This window comes from Rhodospirillaceae bacterium, from assembly GCA_002746255.1.
Classification (GTDB): Bacteria; Pseudomonadota; Alphaproteobacteria.
Map to the genome: position 1 here is coordinate 344,700 of NVWO01000001.1, position 17,456 is coordinate 362,155.

At 53.5% G+C, this 17,456-nt stretch carries 16 protein-coding genes; 14 read left to right on the forward strand and 2 right to left on the reverse strand.

Features of this window, described 5'->3' with window-relative positions; genetic code table 11:
• Positions 1 to 49: 49 nt before the first annotated feature.
• From COA65_01660 to COA65_01725, 14 genes are all read left to right on the forward strand, one after another.
• A complete protein-coding gene (locus COA65_01660) occupies positions 50 to 1,447 on the forward strand; it encodes a hypothetical protein (GenBank protein PCJ61683.1) in 1,398 nt (465 codons plus the stop codon).
• Positions 1,448 to 1,485: 38 nt separating this feature from the next.
• On the forward strand, positions 1,486 to 2,175 hold the full coding sequence (locus COA65_01665) for a hypothetical protein (GenBank protein ID PCJ61684.1): 690 nt from the start codon (positions 1,486 to 1,488) through the stop codon (positions 2,173 to 2,175).
• 33 nt (positions 2,176 to 2,208) lie between these two features.
• Positions 2,209 to 4,050, forward strand: a complete 1,842-nt coding sequence (locus tag COA65_01670; protein ID PCJ61685.1) for a hypothetical protein — start codon at positions 2,209 to 2,211, stop codon at positions 4,048 to 4,050.
• A 22-nt stretch (positions 4,051 to 4,072) separates the two neighbouring features.
• The gene (locus COA65_01675) at positions 4,073 to 5,374 is read left to right on the forward strand and encodes an aminopeptidase (protein PCJ61768.1); all 1,302 of its coding nucleotides are present in this window, start codon (positions 4,073 to 4,075) and stop codon (positions 5,372 to 5,374) included.
• Positions 5,375 to 5,405: 31 nt separating this feature from the next.
• Positions 5,406 to 6,380: a glycosyl transferase gene (locus tag COA65_01680; protein PCJ61686.1), complete on the forward strand. Its 975-nt coding sequence runs from the start codon at positions 5,406 to 5,408 to the stop codon at positions 6,378 to 6,380.
• Between the two features lie 15 nt (positions 6,381 to 6,395).
• Positions 6,396 to 8,327, forward strand: coding sequence for an asparagine synthase (glutamine-hydrolyzing) (asnB, locus tag COA65_01685; protein PCJ61687.1), 1,932 nt, complete (start codon positions 6,396 to 6,398; stop codon positions 8,325 to 8,327).
• Positions 8,327 to 9,175 (forward strand): hypothetical protein, encoded by an 849-nt coding sequence (locus COA65_01690; GenBank protein PCJ61688.1) that lies wholly within the window; start codon positions 8,327 to 8,329, stop codon positions 9,173 to 9,175. The genes asnB and COA65_01690 overlap by 1 nt, the downstream gene beginning before the upstream one ends.
• Before the next feature lie 86 nt (positions 9,176 to 9,261).
• A complete protein-coding gene (locus tag COA65_01695) occupies positions 9,262 to 10,947 on the forward strand; it encodes a hypothetical protein (GenBank protein ID PCJ61689.1) in 1,686 nt (561 codons plus the stop codon).
• A gap of 3 nt (positions 10,948 to 10,950) precedes the next feature.
• The gene (locus COA65_01700) at positions 10,951 to 11,898 is read left to right on the forward strand and encodes a hypothetical protein (protein PCJ61690.1); all 948 of its coding nucleotides are present in this window, start codon (positions 10,951 to 10,953) and stop codon (positions 11,896 to 11,898) included.
• The gene (locus COA65_01705) at positions 11,895 to 12,836 is read left to right on the forward strand and encodes a hypothetical protein (protein PCJ61691.1); all 942 of its coding nucleotides are present in this window, start codon (positions 11,895 to 11,897) and stop codon (positions 12,834 to 12,836) included. Before COA65_01700 ends, COA65_01705 begins: the two co-directional genes overlap by 4 nt.
• 12 nt (positions 12,837 to 12,848) lie before the next feature.
• The gene (locus COA65_01710; protein ID PCJ61692.1) at positions 12,849 to 13,541 is read left to right on the forward strand and encodes a GlcNAc-PI de-N-acetylase; all 693 of its coding nucleotides are present in this window, start codon (positions 12,849 to 12,851) and stop codon (positions 13,539 to 13,541) included.
• Positions 13,498 to 14,793 carry a glycosyl transferase group 1 family protein gene (locus COA65_01715; GenBank protein ID PCJ61693.1) on the forward strand — a complete coding sequence of 432 codons (1,296 nt, stop codon included), beginning with the start codon at positions 13,498 to 13,500 and terminating at the stop codon, positions 14,791 to 14,793. The genes COA65_01710 and COA65_01715 overlap by 44 nt, the downstream gene beginning before the upstream one ends.
• 138 nt (positions 14,794 to 14,931) lie before the next feature.
• Positions 14,932 to 16,101 carry an aminoacetone oxidase family FAD-binding enzyme gene (locus tag COA65_01720; protein PCJ61694.1) on the forward strand — a complete coding sequence of 390 codons (1,170 nt, stop codon included), beginning with the start codon at positions 14,932 to 14,934 and terminating at the stop codon, positions 16,099 to 16,101.
• 62 nt (positions 16,102 to 16,163) lie between these two features.
• Entirely contained in the window at positions 16,164 to 16,622 is a 459-nt protein-coding gene (locus tag COA65_01725) for a hypothetical protein (GenBank protein PCJ61695.1), read from the forward strand.
• 159 nt (positions 16,623 to 16,781) lie between these two features.
• Here the strand turns inward: COA65_01725 and COA65_01730 are convergent, their stop codons facing one another.
• Together COA65_01730 and COA65_01735 are read right to left on the reverse strand one after the other, a co-directional pair.
• A complete protein-coding gene (locus COA65_01730; GenBank protein PCJ61696.1) occupies positions 16,782 to 16,985 on the reverse strand; it encodes a sulfurtransferase in 204 nt (67 codons plus the stop codon).
• A 104-nt stretch (positions 16,986 to 17,089) separates the two neighbouring features.
• A complete protein-coding gene (locus COA65_01735; GenBank protein ID PCJ61697.1) occupies positions 17,090 to 17,398 on the reverse strand; it encodes a transcriptional regulator in 309 nt (102 codons plus the stop codon).
• Positions 17,399 to 17,456 lie beyond the last annotated feature (58 nt).

Below are 17,456 nucleotides of genomic sequence, written 5' to 3' on the forward strand. Positions count from 1 at the left end.
AAATGCAGAAAATGTCTTTGCAGGTTACAACAGACGGCCCAGATTTCTGATGACGGAAATCAAGCCAAAAATCACCGTTTACATCACGAATCATAATTACGAACGTTACGTTGCGAAGGCAGTGGATAGTGTGCTTTCCCAAATGACGGATGACTGGGAACTGATCATTATCGATGATGGGTCCAGCGATGGTTCGCATGCCATCCTTGAGGCCTATAGGGATCACCCCAAGGTTCGGTTGGTGTTTCAGGACCAGAAGGGGCTGAACGTTACGAACAACATTGCGTACCGGCTGGCGCGCGGGGATTACCTGATGCGCCTGGATGCGGACGACTTTATCGCACCCGAAGCCTTGGTAACCATGGCGGGTGTACTTGATCGGGAGCCAAATATCGGACTTGTCTTTTCCGATTACTACCATGTTGATGAAGATGGCGAGCTTATGGAGCAAGTGCGCCGCCATGATTTCGAGGAAGTAGGGCTTTTGGACCAGCCCGCTCATGGTGCGTGCACGATGATCCGGAAATCCTGCCTCGACGTGATCGGTGGCTATGATGAGGCCTTCACATGCCAGGACGGCGTAGACATTTGGCTGCGCTTCATTGAGCATTTCGAGGTTCGGAACATTAACCTCCCGCTCTTTTACTATCGGCAGCACGGCAATAATCTGACTCGAAATGAGGGACGTCTGTTAAAGACTCGCTCAAAAATTTTTGCCAAGCGGGCGCAGGCGCAAGCCAAAAATCGAAGGGTGCTATGTGTGATTCCGGTTCGTGGCAGGTCCGTGGACCCGGAATCAGTGGAAATGGAGATGCTTGGCGGCAAGCCGTTGATCGAATGGACCATTGATGCCGCGCTTGCCGCCTCTAATCTGTCTCAGATTGTGGTGACGTCGCCAGATAAGGCGGTTTTGGCCCATGTCGAGACGCGTTATTTTAAGGACAAGGTCGTCGGCCTTACCCGCGACCCATCCCTGGCGGGTCTAAATACTCGGATTGAGGAAACGGTGCTTGATACCCTGCAGCGCGTGACCCAAACGTCTGAGCCTTTCGATTACGTTGTAACCCTGATGATCGAATCGCCGTTTCGTCAAGGAGCTGAAATTGATATGGCTGTGGATGTGCTGACGGTTTTTGACCTGGACAGCACGGTCAGCGTGCGCCCGGAGCTTGATGTTTTCTATCAGCACCATGGCGATGGTCTGGTGCCCGTTCGCCGGACGCCGCAATTGCGTCTTGAGCGCGAAGAACTTTATCGCGAGGCAGGGCAGATATATGCCACAAAATGCACAAAGCTGATGGATGGCAGCCGATTGGTCGATGGCCGTGTGGGGCATTTTGTGGTTCACGAGGCAACGGCCTTGCGTCTCACGTCCGAATGGATGTGGCAGATTGCAAATGCCGTGGCGCCAGGCATCGTGCAGGGCGATGGAAAGCTCGCGGTGTAGAGTTGATTTTCTCTAACAGAGAAAGAGGATAAAACAAAATGCTGTTCATCGCAGAAATAGGCATGAACCATAATGGCAATTTTGGTTTGCTGTACGAATTGATTCGCCGTGCAAAAGAGGCGGATGCCGATGTTGTCAAATTCCAGCTTGGCTGGCGGTGGAAAGAAGGCGAAATCAACCAGATCACGCCGGAAATCATCGGACAAATTATAAAAATCTCGGAATATTATGGCATCGAACCGATGCTTTCTCTGATCACGCGAGATGCGTTTGAAATGGCGAAGCCGTTCAATTTCAATCGCTATAAAATCGCGTCGCGTACGGTTAAGGATGACATTGACCTGGTGCGTGATGTTGTTGCCGAAGGCAAGGAGACGCTGGTCTCGCTTGGCATGTGGGAAGGGAGGGGGCTGCCGCTGGAAAAGGACACCGGCAAGGTGCGTTACCTGTTTTGCAAGTCGCTTTATCCAACAGCGCCCTGGGAACTGACGGACCTTCCAAAGGATTTTGATGCCTCGCCCTATGGAGGTTATAGCGACCACACCGTCGGAATTGAAACGGCTTTGCTGGCCATTGCGCGTGGGGCCCGCATCATTGAGAAGCATTTTACACTGGATAAATCAGATACGACCATTCGGGACCATGCCTTGAGTGCAACGCCGGATGAATTTGGACAATTGGTCTCGCTTGGGCGCGGCATTCGCCGGTGTCTGGACGTTGGTCAGTAATCGCATGCCCGCAATGCAATCTAGGAGTCGGCTTTGAGCAGTGATATAGGCGCCATTCGGACCATTGGCGAAGCGCTTCGGGAATCGCTCATGCCATTTCGCTGGTTGATTGGAGCGACGGTTATCCTCTCGGTGTTATTTGGTTTTAGCGCCATTGTTGGGATCACCGCCTTTGTGCCAGTCATTTCCATCATTGCAGGGCACGACCTGGGCCAGCTTGAAAAGATTCCTTATATCGGCCCGTTTGTTCTGTCTTTGTCGCAGGACAGGGAAATGATTTTCTACACGATGGTAGGGGCTATCGTGGCGATCAGCTTTGCCAAAGCGGGGTTGCAACTCATAACCTCTTTGGTTGAAGCCTATTCAAAGACAAAGGTCGATTCACTTTGGCAGCAGCGGGTATTGACCCGTTGGCTCAATGCGCCCTATCGGTTGCATGGCAGCGAAAGTGCGGGGCGTATTATGCATTTGACCAGCCGGGAGGTTGTTCAGATGAGCCTGGCAGCGCGTGCGTTCGTTCAGCTTGTATCGGGGATTGTGCAAGGCGGTATTGCGATGGCATTTCTGGCATTCGTCGCGCCGGTCGCATTGTTTGGCGTATGCCTAGTCGTTCTTTGCATCCTGGTGCCGCTAACCTACATCGTGCGGTCTGCCTACCGGGTTTCTCAGGAAAATGCCATGTTGGCAGGGAATTACATCAATCGAACCCATGAAGTCGTTAAGCGGATCGAGATGATTGACGTCTTTGGAACCGCAGAGCAGGAAAAGAAAGAGCTGTTCCACTTCTATAGCGAGTATCTGAAATCCTACCTCCGCCTTTATTTCAACAACGCGTTGTCCCCTTTTGTTACGCAGATCGCTCTGGCCATCATCATGGGCGGGCTCATGATATTTTTCTTCCGCCAGGGAGTTGGCCAAGAGACGTTGGCAACGGTGGTCTTGTTTGTTGGTGGAATGGTGCTCATTCATCCGCAGATTGACCGCGTAACCCAGGCGGCCACGACGCTTGCGCGGGTTGGTGCGGCATATGAGGAAATCCGAAAAGTGACCGGATTGCCGGCGCGGGAACCGGAACCATCCACGGCGGTTTTGATTCCGAATTTTGACCAATCTGCCGTGGCCATGGACGCGGTGAGTTTTTCGTACGAGTCGTCTGGCGACAGCACAAAAATTATTGACGACGTATCTTTCGATTTGCCCCCTGGGGGGCTCTATATGGTTTTTGGTCCAACAGGGGCGGGAAAGACGACGTTGCTGAAGCTGATGCAGCGTCTTTTAACGCCGGATAGTGGTGACATTCGCTACGGCGGCGTCAAATTTTCCGACGTGCCACAAAAGGCAATTCCGGAGACGGTTCTTATGTTGAACCAGGACCGGCCAACTTTCACTGGGACGATACGGGAAAATATCGTTTACGGCTTGAAGTCTCTTTCAGAGGAATCCTTGAATGATGCGGTAAGGCTTTCTGGTCTGGAGGAATTTCTGGACCGTCTGCCTTCCGGTCTCGATACGCATATTGGCAATGACGGATCGTTGCTGTCCGGTGGCCAGCGCCAGCGCATTGCGCTTGCGCGATTGATTGCTTCGTCGCCAAAGGTCATGCTTTTGGATGAGCCAACGAGTGCCCTTGACCGGGAAATGGAACATAAAATTATGGGCACGCTGTTCGAATTGCGTGATCGTGGCCACACGATCATCATGTCTACACACAAGGTTGAGCTATCTCCTTTTGCTGATAAGGTTTTATGGTTTGAGAATGGCAAGATCCACGTGGGGAAATTTGAAGACTTTTACCATTCGCTTGCAAAATTGATCCCACATGAGGGAATGCGCGATGCGCTTGCGTTCCCGTCATCGCAAAAAGACTCACGATAGACGCGTGGGTTCGGATACGGCCATGAAACCTGATTTAATTGGCACCGAGCTGCATCATGTGGCTAAGGAACTATTTCCGATTTGCCGCAGCATTACGGGGGGTGGTGTGCGCCAGACGCTGGATGTGTTGGGCCGCCGCTTTCGACCGTTTGAAGTTTCCGAAGTGTCGTCAGGAACACAGTGCTTCGATTGGACGGTTCCCGATGAGTGGAACATCCGTGGCGCGCGTCTGATCGGACCCGATGGTTCTACCGTCGTTGATTTTCAGGAAAATAATTTGCATGTGCTTGGCTATTCAGAGCCAATCGATATTGAAATTGAACTTGATGAATTGCAGCAACACCTGCATTCAATCGAGGCGCTTCCCGATGCGATCCCGTACGTTACCAGTTACTACAACAGAAATTGGGGGTTTTGCCTTCCCCATAGGCAGCGGAAGCAACTGTCTAAAGGCAAATACCGCGCCATAATCGACAGCACATTGGCCCCCGGCGCGATGACCCTTGGCGAATACATCCTTCCAGGGGAAAGCGCCGATGAGGTCCTGATTTCGTCTTATATATGCCACCCATCCATGGCAAATAACGAATTATCGGGGCCAATTGTGGCAAGCGCCATCGGCCGTTGGCTGGGTGAAAAAAAGCGTCGGTTTACATATCGCATCGCTCTCTTCCCGGAAACAATTGGTGCGATCGTCTATTTGCATCGCAATTTGGAGCAATTGAAGCAGCGTCTGATCGCCGGTTTTCATCTTTCCTGTATTGGGGATGATCGCGCCTATTCGTTTGTTGCCACGCCGAATGCGGATACATTTGCGGATCGCGTGGCAAGGCATGTCTATCAATCCATTGATTCGAGAGCGATTGAGTATGATTTCCTTGATCGTGGCAGCGATGAACGACAGTTCTGTGCGCCCAATGTTGCTTTGCCGGTTGTAACCTTAATGCGCTCGCGGTTTGGCAGCTTTCCAGAATATCATACCTCGCTTGACGATCTGAGCCTGGTGACACCAAGTGGTTTGGAGGGTGGCTTCCAGGCGGTAAAACGGTGCATCGAGTCAATTGAAGCGAACTGTGTTCCACGGGCTACTGGTATTGGCGAGCCACAGCTCAGGAATTATGGGCTGCGTTCCGATACCTCTGCTCGTGATCTTGACGATTATTTTCATCTTGTCAGCGATGTCCTTGCCTTTGCGGATGGCCGCCAAGACTTGCTTGGCCTAAGCGATCGTATTCGGCGGCCCATATGGGAGGTGATTCCGGTGATTGAACGTCTGGAATCCCATGGCCTCGTTGAACGTTTGCCGGTCGAGACGGCGGGTTGAAGGCGCGATGACTGGAGGCAATAGGGACGGCATGGGGGACGTTATCCAGGTTTACGTTGGGACCGATCGTTCGCAGGTGCTGGCGGTTGATGTTCTGGCTTATTCAATTCGCCGTCATACAAAGCAGGCTGTCGAAATTCACTCGATGCTTGATCTCGATATTCCGGCGCCACGGGATATCCGGCAAGGGCAACGCACAGGGTTTTCATTCGCCAGGTGGGCAATTCCCGAACTTGCCAGCCATCGTGGACGGGCGATCTACGTGGATGCCGATATGCTGGTTTTTCGCGATATCGGCGATCTGTGGAACGTGCCGATGGGGGGCGCTAAAATTGCTGTGCTGGAACCGCATCGCAAAATCGGCCGTAACGTTCGCGTCAATCATAATGAAACTTCTGTGATGGTGCTTGATTGTGCCCGCTGCGATTGGACGCTTCGGGGGCTGGTCGCCGGGTTGGGTGAAGCCTATGACTATCAGCAGATGATGTCGGGCCTTTGCTTTCTCGACGACCGCGATATTGCCCGGACAATTCCCGCAGACTGGAACCGGCTGGAATATTACGCATCAACAACCGGTCTGTTGCATTACACGCTTACCCCAACCCAGCCCTGGGTGTCGGCGCGCAACCCTCTCGCGCATTTCTGGATTGATGAGGTCCGGCGCATGATTGCAGATGGGGTTCTTGGAATTTCAAAGATAAAAGAGGAAATTGATCTTGGTTATTTTCGACCGTCCCTAGTGGTAGAAATAGAAGATGGGGCGATCAACCCCGAAGATGATCAGCAGATCGCACGGCTTGAAAAAATAGACCGGGAAGCGGGGTATATCCCACACCGCGTATTGCATGAATTTGACAAAAAGCGGGCCGCTGCCACGGCTGTATATGAACGCCAATTGGCACGTGACAAAGGCCTGCTATCCTATGCCCGCTGTGTGGGAAGTGAAATATTCTGGGCAAGTCGGAACAGGGCAGCTGCCTTGAAGCGCCGTGTATTTGACAGCTAAAGAACAATAACGCGTATGTGTGGTATTGCCGGTTTTCTCCGTAGCGACCTGGGCCCTGCCCAGGAATACTCCAGAGAGTTTGACGCGATGGTTGATTTGGTCGCAGATCGGGGGCCAGACACGCGAGGTGTCTGGATTGAAAATAACGTCGCACTTGGCCACCGGCGGCTGTCCATTCTTGATGTCAGCGATGCAGGTCGCCAGCCAATGCAAAGTGGCTGTGGCCGTTACCTCATTGCTTTTAATGGCGAAATTTATAATTTTCCAGAATTGCGCAAACGGTTTCTCGACCCTGCCGGGGTTGTCCTTAAATCCACCACCGATACGGAAGTATTGCTGGAAGTTCTGGCCTGCCTTGGGCCAGAGCGCGCGCTTCCACATATCAATGGCATGTTTGCTTTTGCCCTATGGGACCGGCGTGAAAGAAAACTTCATCTGGCGCGTGACCGAATGGGAATTAAGCCGCTTTATTGGGCGCGGCGCGGAAATTTTACCCTCTTTGCCTCGCAGCTTAAAAGCTTTGCCGCGCATCCTGCTTGGACGAAAGAACTTTCGGGCGTCGGCATTTGGGATTTTCTACAGCATACAAATATCGGCGAAGGCCGAACGGTGTTTGCCGAATGCTGGAAGGTAGAGCCGGGGCAGCATTTAATCATTGGGAACGACGGCCAGGTTGAAAAACACAATTTCTTCGACCTGGCGGCCATGGCACAAACCTGCAAGGAACGGGCAGGGGCATGGGGAAGCTACGAAGAAGCCGTGGATGCGCTGGACGCGACCCTGCAACAGGTCGTGCGCGACCAGTCGCGTGCGGATGTGCCGTTGGGGGCGTTTTTATCCGGCGGCGTCGATTCGTCTTTGGTGGTGGCGATGTTACGGCAGGACCGTCCGGTGCACAGTTTCTCAATTGGATATGAAGAACCGGAATATGATGAAAGCGGAGACGCCCGGGCGATTGCCAGCCATCTTGGAACGGAGCATACGGAGTTTATTCTTACCCCCAAACATGCGGCCGAGGTTATTCCGGATCTTCCCTCTATTTATGACGAGCCTTTTGCCGATCCGTCGCAAATCCCAACCCTGCTTGTTTCCAGGCTTGCGCGTGGTTCGGTTACCGTGGCGTTGTCCGGGGACGGAGGGGATGAATTGTTCGCTGGCTATGAGCGCTATGAGCAGAGCGTAAACATGTGGCGTGCAACAGAACATGTGCCGAAATGGCTTCGAGGCCCAATGGCTTGTGGGATCCGTGCGGTGCCACCGGCGCTTTGGAAGGCGCTGCTGCGGCCTTTTCTGGCGGATGCCAGCCGCAGCATGCCCTATTACGCAGATTTGTTGCGTGATCCAGGCATTGCAGCATATAGCGCGCGGGCAAATTACCTTGGGATAGGCCCGGCATGCGCGATGGCGCAGAATTATGCGGACGAAACTGAGCGGTTGTTCCGCACGGCTCCGGACATGGCAACCCCGCTTGATTCTTTGTTATATGTCGATCAGCGTCGCCGCCTGCCGGACTCGATGCTTACCAAGGTTGATCGTGCGAGCATGTCGGCAAGCTTGGAGGTCCGTGTGCCACTGCTGGACAACCGGGTGCTTGAATTTGCCTGGTCTGTTCCCCGTGATTTTTTAATCAGAGATGGTCGCCGGAAATCCTTGCTACGCGATGTTCTGGGCCGGTACGTGCCGCCACCTTTGTTTGAACATCCTAAAAAAGGATTTCATATGCCAATCAAGCTTTGGCTTGGCGGTGCGTTGCGGGAATGGGCCGAAAGCCTTTTATCGGATCGTCTAAAGACCGTTTCAGAATTTCTGGATCCGTCTGTCGTGCATGACATGTGGCGGCGTTATTTGAATGGCGAAAAGGACCTAACGCATCCAATGTGGGTTATTTTGATGTTTCTTGCCTGGCACGAGAAGCAGAATATTTCCCCGTCAGGGCGGGCTGGATAATGTTGAAAGCAGTAAAAGGTCAGCTTGTGGAAGCGGCCATAAAATTGGCGGAATTTACCTTCTCTATTGGTGGCAAAGAGCTGCTGCACAGTGTTGGACAACGGTTTATCCGAACGAGCCGGCTTGGGCTTGGCGTTTATCCCGTTGGGTTCCGACCCGAAGAAGTCGAATATTTTCGAGACAATCCCGAAAAGCATTTCGAGGCGATCCGCGCCTATGAGCAGGCGCTTATCGTTTCAGGCTCTGAAGATACCGACAATTTTGCCAAACGGACGCGCTATTTTATGCTCTACCAGCTTGCGCAAACAGCCTTCGACCGATTCGGAAGTGAAGGGGATTTGGCGGAATGCGGGTGTTGGCGTGGGCACTCCACCCACATGCTGGGGCGTCTTGCGAAAGCGAGAGGAGCTTCGCCATTTCATGTCTTCGATTCATTCGAAGGGCTTTCCGAATATGGCGAAAAGGACCAGGGCGGTCTGGCACCTGCGAATGCGCGGCTTGCCAATGCCCGCCGTCAGCATTTTGCAGCGGATATGGGGGGTGTGAGGACGACGCTCGCGCCCTTCGATTTTGTGCGTCTGTACAAAGGCTGGATTCCGGAACGTTTTCCGGAGATTGAAGATCGACGGTTCAAATTTGTTCATATCGATGTTGATCTTTATCAGCCTTATATCGATTCAATCGAATTCTTCTATCCCAGGCTTCTTGATGGCGGCATCATCGTCTTTGATGATTATGGTTCCGCTGGTTTTCCAGGAGCCCGCAAGGCCGTGGATGAATTGCGAGAGCGATTTAAACCAAGCCTAAGTCTTAGCTTTCCGCTTGGTGGCGGCGCATGGGTCAAGTGAGGCCGGATCTGGTGAGGGTGCTGAATTTATATGGCCCTGCTTATTCGGGCAGGTTGGGGAATCCCGACTTCGTTTTGCCTGCAAGCATGGAAGAGCAGGAGGCCTGGATAGGCCATGTTGCAGGTTTGCCGCCGCTTTTAGAAGGTGCTCAGCGTGATTTTATTACGGACTATCGAAATATTCTGGATGGTTTTGCAGCTGCCAATGGGAAATCAGATGCTTGTTGGTACAGCGCGCTAGGTTCAAGAAACACGCAAAATTCCTTCTTCTATCAGGGGCTGGAGCAGCTATGGCGTCTCAATCAGCACCTGACCAGGTGGGGCGAGGGTGGGGCTGCGCTTGGGTTGCTTGTTCCGGATCAAAATCTACTCGGACCCATTCGGGCCTTGGCACGTTCCCATGGAATAAAGACCCGGTTGCGAGACGGGTTCGCGCGCCACTGGCTTGACCCGTTGCGACGCCCATGGGGGGCGCTCCGCTACCTTCTCAAGCTGTGTGATTACGGGCGCGGCCATGGGGATTATGGGCCGAAGGGGAACGACGCGCTGATCGTTACCGTGTCGTCGGATGAACTGCTGCAACCGGAACGGTCCATTCGTGATTTTATTTTCGGTGAATTGCCATCGGACCTTGTAAAGGCGGGCTGTACGAACGTGATGCTGGCGCAACTGACAGGACAGATACAACCGGTGGCAGGACGTGCGCATGCGTTGCCACCGCCTCCAATTCGAACCTTTGTCGATCTTGCCCGCCTGGGTGATGTCTTTTTCGCTATTTTGCGTGCGGCTTCTTGGTGCCCGAAGATTGGCTTAATTAAAAGCAGTCTGGGCGTTCATGTCGCCATGCTGCTTCGGCACGACGCAAAAATATGCCGTTGGCGCGATCTGCCCACGGCATTTCTGTTGCGTGGGATTCTTGGCCGAATGCTGGATCAAAATCCACAGGCGGTGCTGGTGCATCCCTTTGAGAACAACGGTTGGGAGCATGCCTGCCAGAGTGCTGCGCAGGCCAGGGGGAGCGTGACGGTTGCTTTTCAACACAATGCTCTCGTGCCGTCCTCGGAAAAAATGTATGCCTCGCGTTACCGTCCCTGTCCCAACAGGATTGTTGCTATGGGGAAGGCTGCAAAGGCAATGTTGTGCGATACATTTGGTTACAGCGAAGCAATGGTTGATGTTGGTTATGCGATGCGGCAATCCGCCATCTACGACCATGTGCCAAAGACCGTTGCGCCAAAGAAGGTTCGCCGAATTTTAGTGCTGTTGCAAGGTGCTGCGGATTCGGTAGCCCTGATTAATCTGCTGGCCGATGCATTCTTAGACCAAGACGAATATTTGGTGACGCTTCGTCCCCATCCAGCCATTTCGCTTGCCGGCCAACTTCAAAAAACTAAACTGGCCAAGATTCGCTCGCCTTTTCGGGCAAGCAAGGAACGCGACCTTTATGTCGATATATTCAACCATGATGTGGCCGTGTCTGTCGGGTCGACGGCAGGCTGGGAGGCTGCTGCCCTGGGTGTGCCGGTTGTCCATGTGGATCTTGGAGGGGGGGCATCCAACAATCCGATGTTTGCTGAACCCGCCCTGTGCCGCACGGCAGGGGGTGCGAAAGAGCTAATCAAGGCATTGCGCGAAATTGAAAAGCTTAGTGCACATCAATTTAAGGCGGAAGCAGGTTGCGCGCGCCGGTATTTTGAAGAATATTTTTCCATGAAGACGGACGATGTTTTCAAGAGGGTCGTGGCTCTGCTTCAAGGCAGGAAAGAAGGCTAGAGCGTGCCAGAAATTAGCGTCATTATTCCGAGTTACAATCGTGCCACGCTGCTTGGGCGTGCGGTTGCAAGCGTTCAGGCGCAGGATTTTAAAGACATAGAGATTTTAATTATTGACGATGGGTCAACGGACAATACCCTGGAGGTTGTTGCCGGGTTGCAGGGAAATGAATCTAGAATTCGGCTGGTGCAACATTCCAAAAACCGTGGTGAGGCGGCGGCGCGGAACACCGGATTGCGGGAGGCCCGTGGGAATTTTATTGCCTTTCTGGATTCCGATGATTCCTGGATGGAAGGAAAGCTTCATCGCCAATATGCTGCATTGAAAGAAGCGGGCGCGGACACGGCGGCGGTCGTGACGGGCTATATCGCTGTTTCCCCGGACGGCACCCGGAATTATGTGGATGGCTGGCATTTTTATCACGAGATTTCGGTGCGCAACCTGCTGGTCAGGGGCTGCGCAATTGGCCTGGGGGGGTGCATGTTGATCCGCCGCAAGGCTGCGCTGGCGGCGGGGCCATTTGATGAAAACCTTCCTCTCTATGTCGATGTAGACTGGTTCTGCCGGTTCCTTGACAAGCACCGGGTGATTTCCATCAACGAGCCTTATACGGTTTATTACAAGGCATCCCTTCGTGACGGGACCTTTGTTGAGACGGCAGCAAAAATATTTGTGGAAAAGAACGCGGCGCTGATTGAACGCTTTCCACGCTCTGAACGTCGACTGATTTTTGCCCAGTTGCATGAAAATGTCGCGGTAAGTCACAAGGCAAACGGCAACCGGGGCGGCTTTCGACGCGCCTTAATAAGGTCGCTGATTGCAAACCCGAAACGCCGGCCCGGCGTTTATGTCGAGTTGATTGAATCTATCCTTGGCCTCAATCTACGACAGCCTATTTTGCACGCGCTCGGGCGTAAATCAGATGAAAACAGCGGGGACAGGATGCCATGATTGGTAGTCTTAGTGTGTCAAGCAAGGCGCTTTTAGCCTTTGCGGAAGAGCGGGGAATTAAACCTATCGGAACGTCGCCTGTGGAAGCGTTTGATGCCGTGGAGCCGGTTGACGCTGCGGGTTCGACACACGTTACGTTCTGCCGCTTTGACGACGACCGAGGCCGGCGCTGGCTCGAGGGAAGCGGTGCCGGCGCAATTTTTATTCTTCCGCACCTTGCCGAAGAAGCGCATAAGCGCCGCAACGCTTTGTACTTGCCTTGCGAAATACCGCGGTTCGAGCTGCTTCGTTTTATTGAACGTTTCTGGAAAGAGCCACCTTGGTGTCCGCCCAGTGGCCGCAATCCAGATATCCATGAATCTGCCCGGCTTGCCGACGATGTGCGCGTGGGGCCATTTGCCACGATTGGCCCAGACGTTGAGATTGGAAGCGGAACCGTGGTTGGCGCTGGCGCACATATTACGCATAGTTCAATTGGCCGCGATTGTCGGATTGGCAGCAACAGCATCGTTGGCGGGCCAGGCTTTGGTTATGAAGATGACGACCAGACCAAGGCGGTTGTTGAGTTTCCGCATATTGGCTGTGTCCGGATTGGCGATCGAGTGAGAGTGGGCGCAAATAGCACCGTTGATCGCGCTGCACTTGGCGAAACAGTGATTGAAGATGATTGCAAGGTTGATGCGGGTGTCCATGTCGGTCACAACGTCAAACTATGCAAGCGATGTAAAATTACAGCCCATGCCATGCTTGGGGGCAGCGTCGTGATCGGTTCCGACACCTGGGTCGGGCCTACGGCATCCATTCGGGACTGGCGGATTGTGGGGCAAAATGCTCTGATTGGCATTGGGGCCGTTGTCATAAAAGATGTGCCTGATGGTGCTACCGTTGTCGGCAACCCGGCGCGGCCAATCAAACGAACAACTCACCGTTACCGTTGAGGTGATGACTCTATGACCACAAATGTAACCGTGATTGCTGCACATCCGGATGATGAAGTGCTTGGGATGAGCGGGACGCTGGCCCGCCACCGTGCCATGGGCGACCGGGTCTGTATTTTATTTATGTCAGATGGTGTGACCGGGCGCGACGTTGTTTACGATCCCGTGAAGCGCGCCGACGAGATCGAGGCCCGCCGCAAGGCAGCGCAAGCAAGCGCCGATCTTATTGGCGTCGAATCCATTGAATTCGAGGGCTATCCAAACCTTCGTATGGACCGCGAGTCGCTGCTTGATGTTACGCAACGGATTGAGAAGCGCCTCGAGCGCTGGGATGCGGAGATCGTCTATACGCATCATGCCAGCGATGTGAACATCGATCACCGCGTTACCTTTGACGCAACATTGGTCGCGTGTCGGCCTGTGCCCGGTCGAAGCATCCGGTCCATCCGATGCTTTGAACTTGGTGCGAGTACCGATTATTCGGTGCCAACCCTTGGCCATCCGTTTGAGCCAAATCTTTTCATCGATATCAGTGATTATCTGGATATTCGCCGACAGATGATCGAATGCTATGATTTTGAAATGCGTCCTGCACCGTTCCCCAGGTCTCAGAAAATTCTTGATGCCAATGTGACTGTTCGGGGGTCCCAGGTGGGCCTTGATGCCGCAGAGGCTTTTATGGAAATTCGTCGCATCATTCGCTGACGGCAGCGACGTATCAGGGAAGCGTTCCATTACCGTTCCGCAAACAGATCCGCGCCGGCATTCAAATGTGGCAAATGGGCCACGGGTATTGTTTGTCGTTGGGGATCTTTTTCGAGGTGGTACAGCCACGCATTTAAAGATGCTTTCTTTGGGTTTGCGAGAACGGGGGTTCCGGCTAGAATTTTTTCTGCTTTCTGGCGGTGGCGAATTGACGGATGCTATTCGCAGCGCTGGAATCCAGGTGCATGAGCCTGTTTACAGACTTCCACCCAAGCCCAGCCTTCCAAAGCGGGCGTTTCGTCTGTGTGTGGTGATTGTTCAGTTTTGGGTGTTTCTGTTGCGCCATCGGTTCGATGTCGTGCATTTCTATTTGCCAGAAAATTATGCCCTTGGTGCGCCAATCGCGCTTCTTAGCCGCAGCAGAAGGCTTGTCATGAGCCGCCGGAGCCTAAATGGCTATCAGCAAAAATTCTATATTCTTGGCCGGATAGAGCGCCTGCTCCATCGTTGCGGTATCCCGGCGCTGGGGAATTCATGGCGTGTGGTTTCCCAATTGCGTGAAGAGGGCGTGCTGAAAGAACGGCTTGGATTGATCTATAACGGGGTTGTTTTGAACCCATCGCGATCGCAACAGGCCTCTCGTCGCCAGCTTGGCATAGAGGAGAAAAGCCTGGTGCTGTCAATTGTGGCGAACCTTATCCCCTATAAAGGCCACGTCGATTTGCTGGAGGCCTTGAATCTAGTGAAAGGAGATTTGCCAACCGGGTGGCGGCTTCTTGTCATTGGGCGTGACGACGGGATTGGCCAACAGCTGCAGCAAATGGTGGCGAGAATGGGTCTGACGGAGAACATTTGGTTCCTGGGGGTTTGCGACGATGTGGCTTCTCTTTTTGCAGCCTCGGATATCGGCATTCTGGCCTCCCATGAGGAAGGTTTCTCGAATGCTTTGATAGAGGGCATGGCATCCGGTTTGCCGATGATTGCAACGGATGTTGGCGGCAATGCCGAGGCCGTTTTGCACGATTTAAATGGGTTGATTGTTCCGCCAAAGGATCCCGCCGCACTCGCTTCAGCAATACGACGCCTGGCGATGGATAAAGCAGAACGCATTTCGATGGGGGCGGCCGGGCGCAGCCGGGCGCAGGAACTTTTTTCTGCCGATCGATGCATCGATCAATATGAGCGTTTCTATCGTGCCTATCTTGGTGGTGCCAAAGTTGGAGAAATTCCAGGGATTCGTGCCTACGATTAAGAATTAAGGGAAAAAGAGACTACGGACCGGGCCGGTGGCATCTATTTTTTGCCGCCGGCTTTCTCGTTAGAGGCAGAAGCCTTTCGCTGCTGCAGTTGGTTTCACCTATAGAGCCTGAATATCGGCTATATATTTTGCATGTCAGATTTTGATGTCATCATCATTGGGGCTGGGGCTGCGGGCCTGATATGTGCGGGCGAAGCGACCCGGCGTGGACGCCGGGTGCTGGTGCTTGATCGTGCAGAAAAGGTAGGGCAGAAGATCCGTATTTCTGGCGGCGGGCGCGCCAATTTCACTAATTTGCATGTCACGCCCGGAAATTATCTGTCTGACAATCCGCGCTTTTGTATTTCAGCTTTAAAGCGCTATCGCGCGCAGGACTTCATCGCGCTTGTCGAAAAACATAAGATTGCCTACCACGAGCGCGACCACGGACAGTTGTTCTGCGACGGGTCCGCCCAGCAGATTATTGAGATGCTGACCCAGGAGGCGCGCGGCATTCGCGTGCAGACATCCGCAAATGTGACGCGACTTTCAAAAGGTGAACGCGGCTTTATCGTGCAGACGAATTGCGGAATTTTCAGGGCCGGGTCTTTGGTTATTGCCACCGGTGGCCCATCCATTCCAAAGATGGGGTCCAGCGAATTCGGCTATGCCGTCGCCAGGCAGTTCGGGCTTAAGCTCGTTGAGCCGCGCCCCGGTCTGGTGCCGCTGACCTTTGATGCGGCGACGCTGGCAAAATTCGATGGATTGTCAGGCGTTTCCCTGAACGCGACGGTCGCACTTGGAAAAACGGCCTTCACCGATGCCCTGTTGTTCACCCATCGGGGTCTTAGCGGGCCAGCGGCTCTTCAGATATCGTCCTATTGGCGCAAAGGCGATGCGATCCGCATCGATTTTCTGCCCGGTATGGACGCGTTCGAATATCTGAAAAAGGCCAAGGGCGACCAGCCGAGGCGCGAGGCCGGCACAGTGCTGGCGCAATTTCTGCCCAAGCGCCTGGCGCAAAGGCTGGTTGCGCTGACGGCTTGTGGCCGTCTGGCCGAGACGTCCGACAAGGCGTTGCGCCGCCTTGGGGAAGACGTAAACGCGCATGCTATCCGGCCTTGTGGATCGGAGGGGATGCGCGTGGCGGAAGTTACCGTCGGAGGTGTTGATACCGCAGGACTGTCTTCAAAAACCATGGAGGCAAAATCCGTCCCCGGCCTGTATTTTATCGGTGAAGTCGTGGATGTAACCGGCCATCTTGGTGGCTTTAACTTTCAATGGGCGTGGGCATCCGGACATGTTTGCGGCCAGGTGGTGTGAGGCCGTGCTTGGCAGTTATGTTCGGCATCTGGTTTTCATGTCTTAGGCGTTTGGATTAAACCGTGACCAATATTTTCATTGATGCCGATTCCTGTCCGGTAAAAGACGAGGTTTTGCGGGTGGCCGATCGCCACAAGCTGCAGGTCTATGTCGTGTCGAATGGTGGGATACGCCCCAACCGGCATCCGCTGGTTGAAACCGTTATTGTTCCCGAAGGGCCGGACAATGCGGATAAATGGATTGCGGAACGGGCTGGGGGCGGCGATGTGGTTATTACCGGCGACATTCCCCTGGCGGCTAAATGCATCGCGGTAGAAGCGCGCGTGTTGCGTCACAATGGCGAGCCCCTTACCCCGGACAACATTGGCAACCAGCTTGCCATGCGCAACCTGATGACGGATCTTCGGGCTGCAAACCCGTTTCGTCAGGACAGTGGTCGCGCCTTTTCCAAGGCGGACCGATCCCGTTTTTTAAATGGGTTGGAGCGCGAAGTGCGCCTTGCCATGAAAGCGGTAACCTAACCCGCCGTGCGGCCCGGGGCAGGCTTTTGCGGCTAAAAACTCTGCCGCAGGGCAAGAAACAAATTGGTGTAATGCTGAACGGCGATTGTAACCTCCGGCATTCACGGACGGGTTTTCATCGGTTGGTTTATTCCCTGGGGAGTCGCCTTGAAGCGGTGCCTATTGGAACGCGCAGCCGGACTTTGCACCAAGCCTTTTTAATACCTTTGCCAATGGGCAAAAACCTGTGAAGGAGGCCTGGAACATGTTGAAGCCGACGAAGGCGGCCAGAAAGAACCAGTAAGGATGTATCAAAATACCAAGTGCGAGGCTCAGCAGAACCAGAAAACCAGCAATGGCAAATACCAGTCGATCGATGCTCATGGCTTCTCTCCTTCGTTTTCCGGCGGGTGGAAGGCATTGCCGGAGCGGGTTATTTAATCATTTAATACATATATTCGAATAATCGCATATTAATAACCTTATTTTTAGGCTTTCTTGCCAGTGCCACAGTAGAGATCGTGCAGAAGCGTAATCAGCTGGCGCGCAGGCGTGCTCACCAGGGCGTAGTAGATCGTTTGGGCTTCGCGCCGTGTCGTTACAATGTTGTCTTTGCGCAACAGGGCAAGCTGTTGGGAGGTGTTCGTTTGCCGAAGATCGAGAAGCTTGGCCAACTCCCCGACGCTCTTTTCGCCCTCGGCAAGCTGGCAAAGAATCATCAGGCGCTTCTCGTTGGCGAGGGAGCGCAGCAAATTGGCCACGTCATGGGCAGAATCTTCCAATTTTTTTAAATTCATACATGCGTATATAGTGCATTGCGAATATATAAAGCAACGACAAAACGAAGTGGCGTCA

Bases quoted from the DNA above. Each gene is read 5' to 3' on its own strand.
- COA65_01660 (PCJ61683.1), top strand. From the start codon at position 50: ATGACGGAAATCAAGCCAAAAATCACCGTTTACATCACGAATCATAAT.
- COA65_01665 (PCJ61684.1), top strand. From the start codon at position 1,486: ATGCTGTTCATCGCAGAAATAGGCATGAACCATAATGGCAATTTTGGT.
- COA65_01675 (PCJ61768.1), top strand. From the start codon at position 4,073: ATGAAACCTGATTTAATTGGCACCGAGCTGCATCATGTGGCTAAGGAA.
- COA65_01680 (PCJ61686.1), top strand. From the start codon at position 5,406: ATGGGGGACGTTATCCAGGTTTACGTTGGGACCGATCGTTCGCAGGTG.
- asnB (PCJ61687.1), top strand. From the start codon at position 6,396: ATGTGTGGTATTGCCGGTTTTCTCCGTAGCGACCTGGGCCCTGCCCAG.
- COA65_01690 (PCJ61688.1), top strand. From the start codon at position 8,327: ATGTTGAAAGCAGTAAAAGGTCAGCTTGTGGAAGCGGCCATAAAATTG.
- COA65_01695 (PCJ61689.1), top strand. From the start codon at position 9,262: ATGGAAGAGCAGGAGGCCTGGATAGGCCATGTTGCAGGTTTGCCGCCG.
- COA65_01705 (PCJ61691.1), top strand. From the start codon at position 11,895: ATGATTGGTAGTCTTAGTGTGTCAAGCAAGGCGCTTTTAGCCTTTGCG.
- COA65_01710 (PCJ61692.1), top strand. From the start codon at position 12,849: ATGACCACAAATGTAACCGTGATTGCTGCACATCCGGATGATGAAGTG.
- COA65_01715 (PCJ61693.1), top strand. From the start codon at position 13,498: ATGCCGCAGAGGCTTTTATGGAAATTCGTCGCATCATTCGCTGACGGC.
- COA65_01720 (PCJ61694.1), top strand. From the start codon at position 14,932: ATGTCAGATTTTGATGTCATCATCATTGGGGCTGGGGCTGCGGGCCTG.
- COA65_01730 (PCJ61696.1), bottom strand. From the start codon at position 16,985: ATGAGCATCGATCGACTGGTATTTGCCATTGCTGGTTTTCTGGTTCTG.
- COA65_01735 (PCJ61697.1), bottom strand. From the start codon at position 17,398: ATGAATTTAAAAAAATTGGAAGATTCTGCCCATGACGTGGCCAATTTG.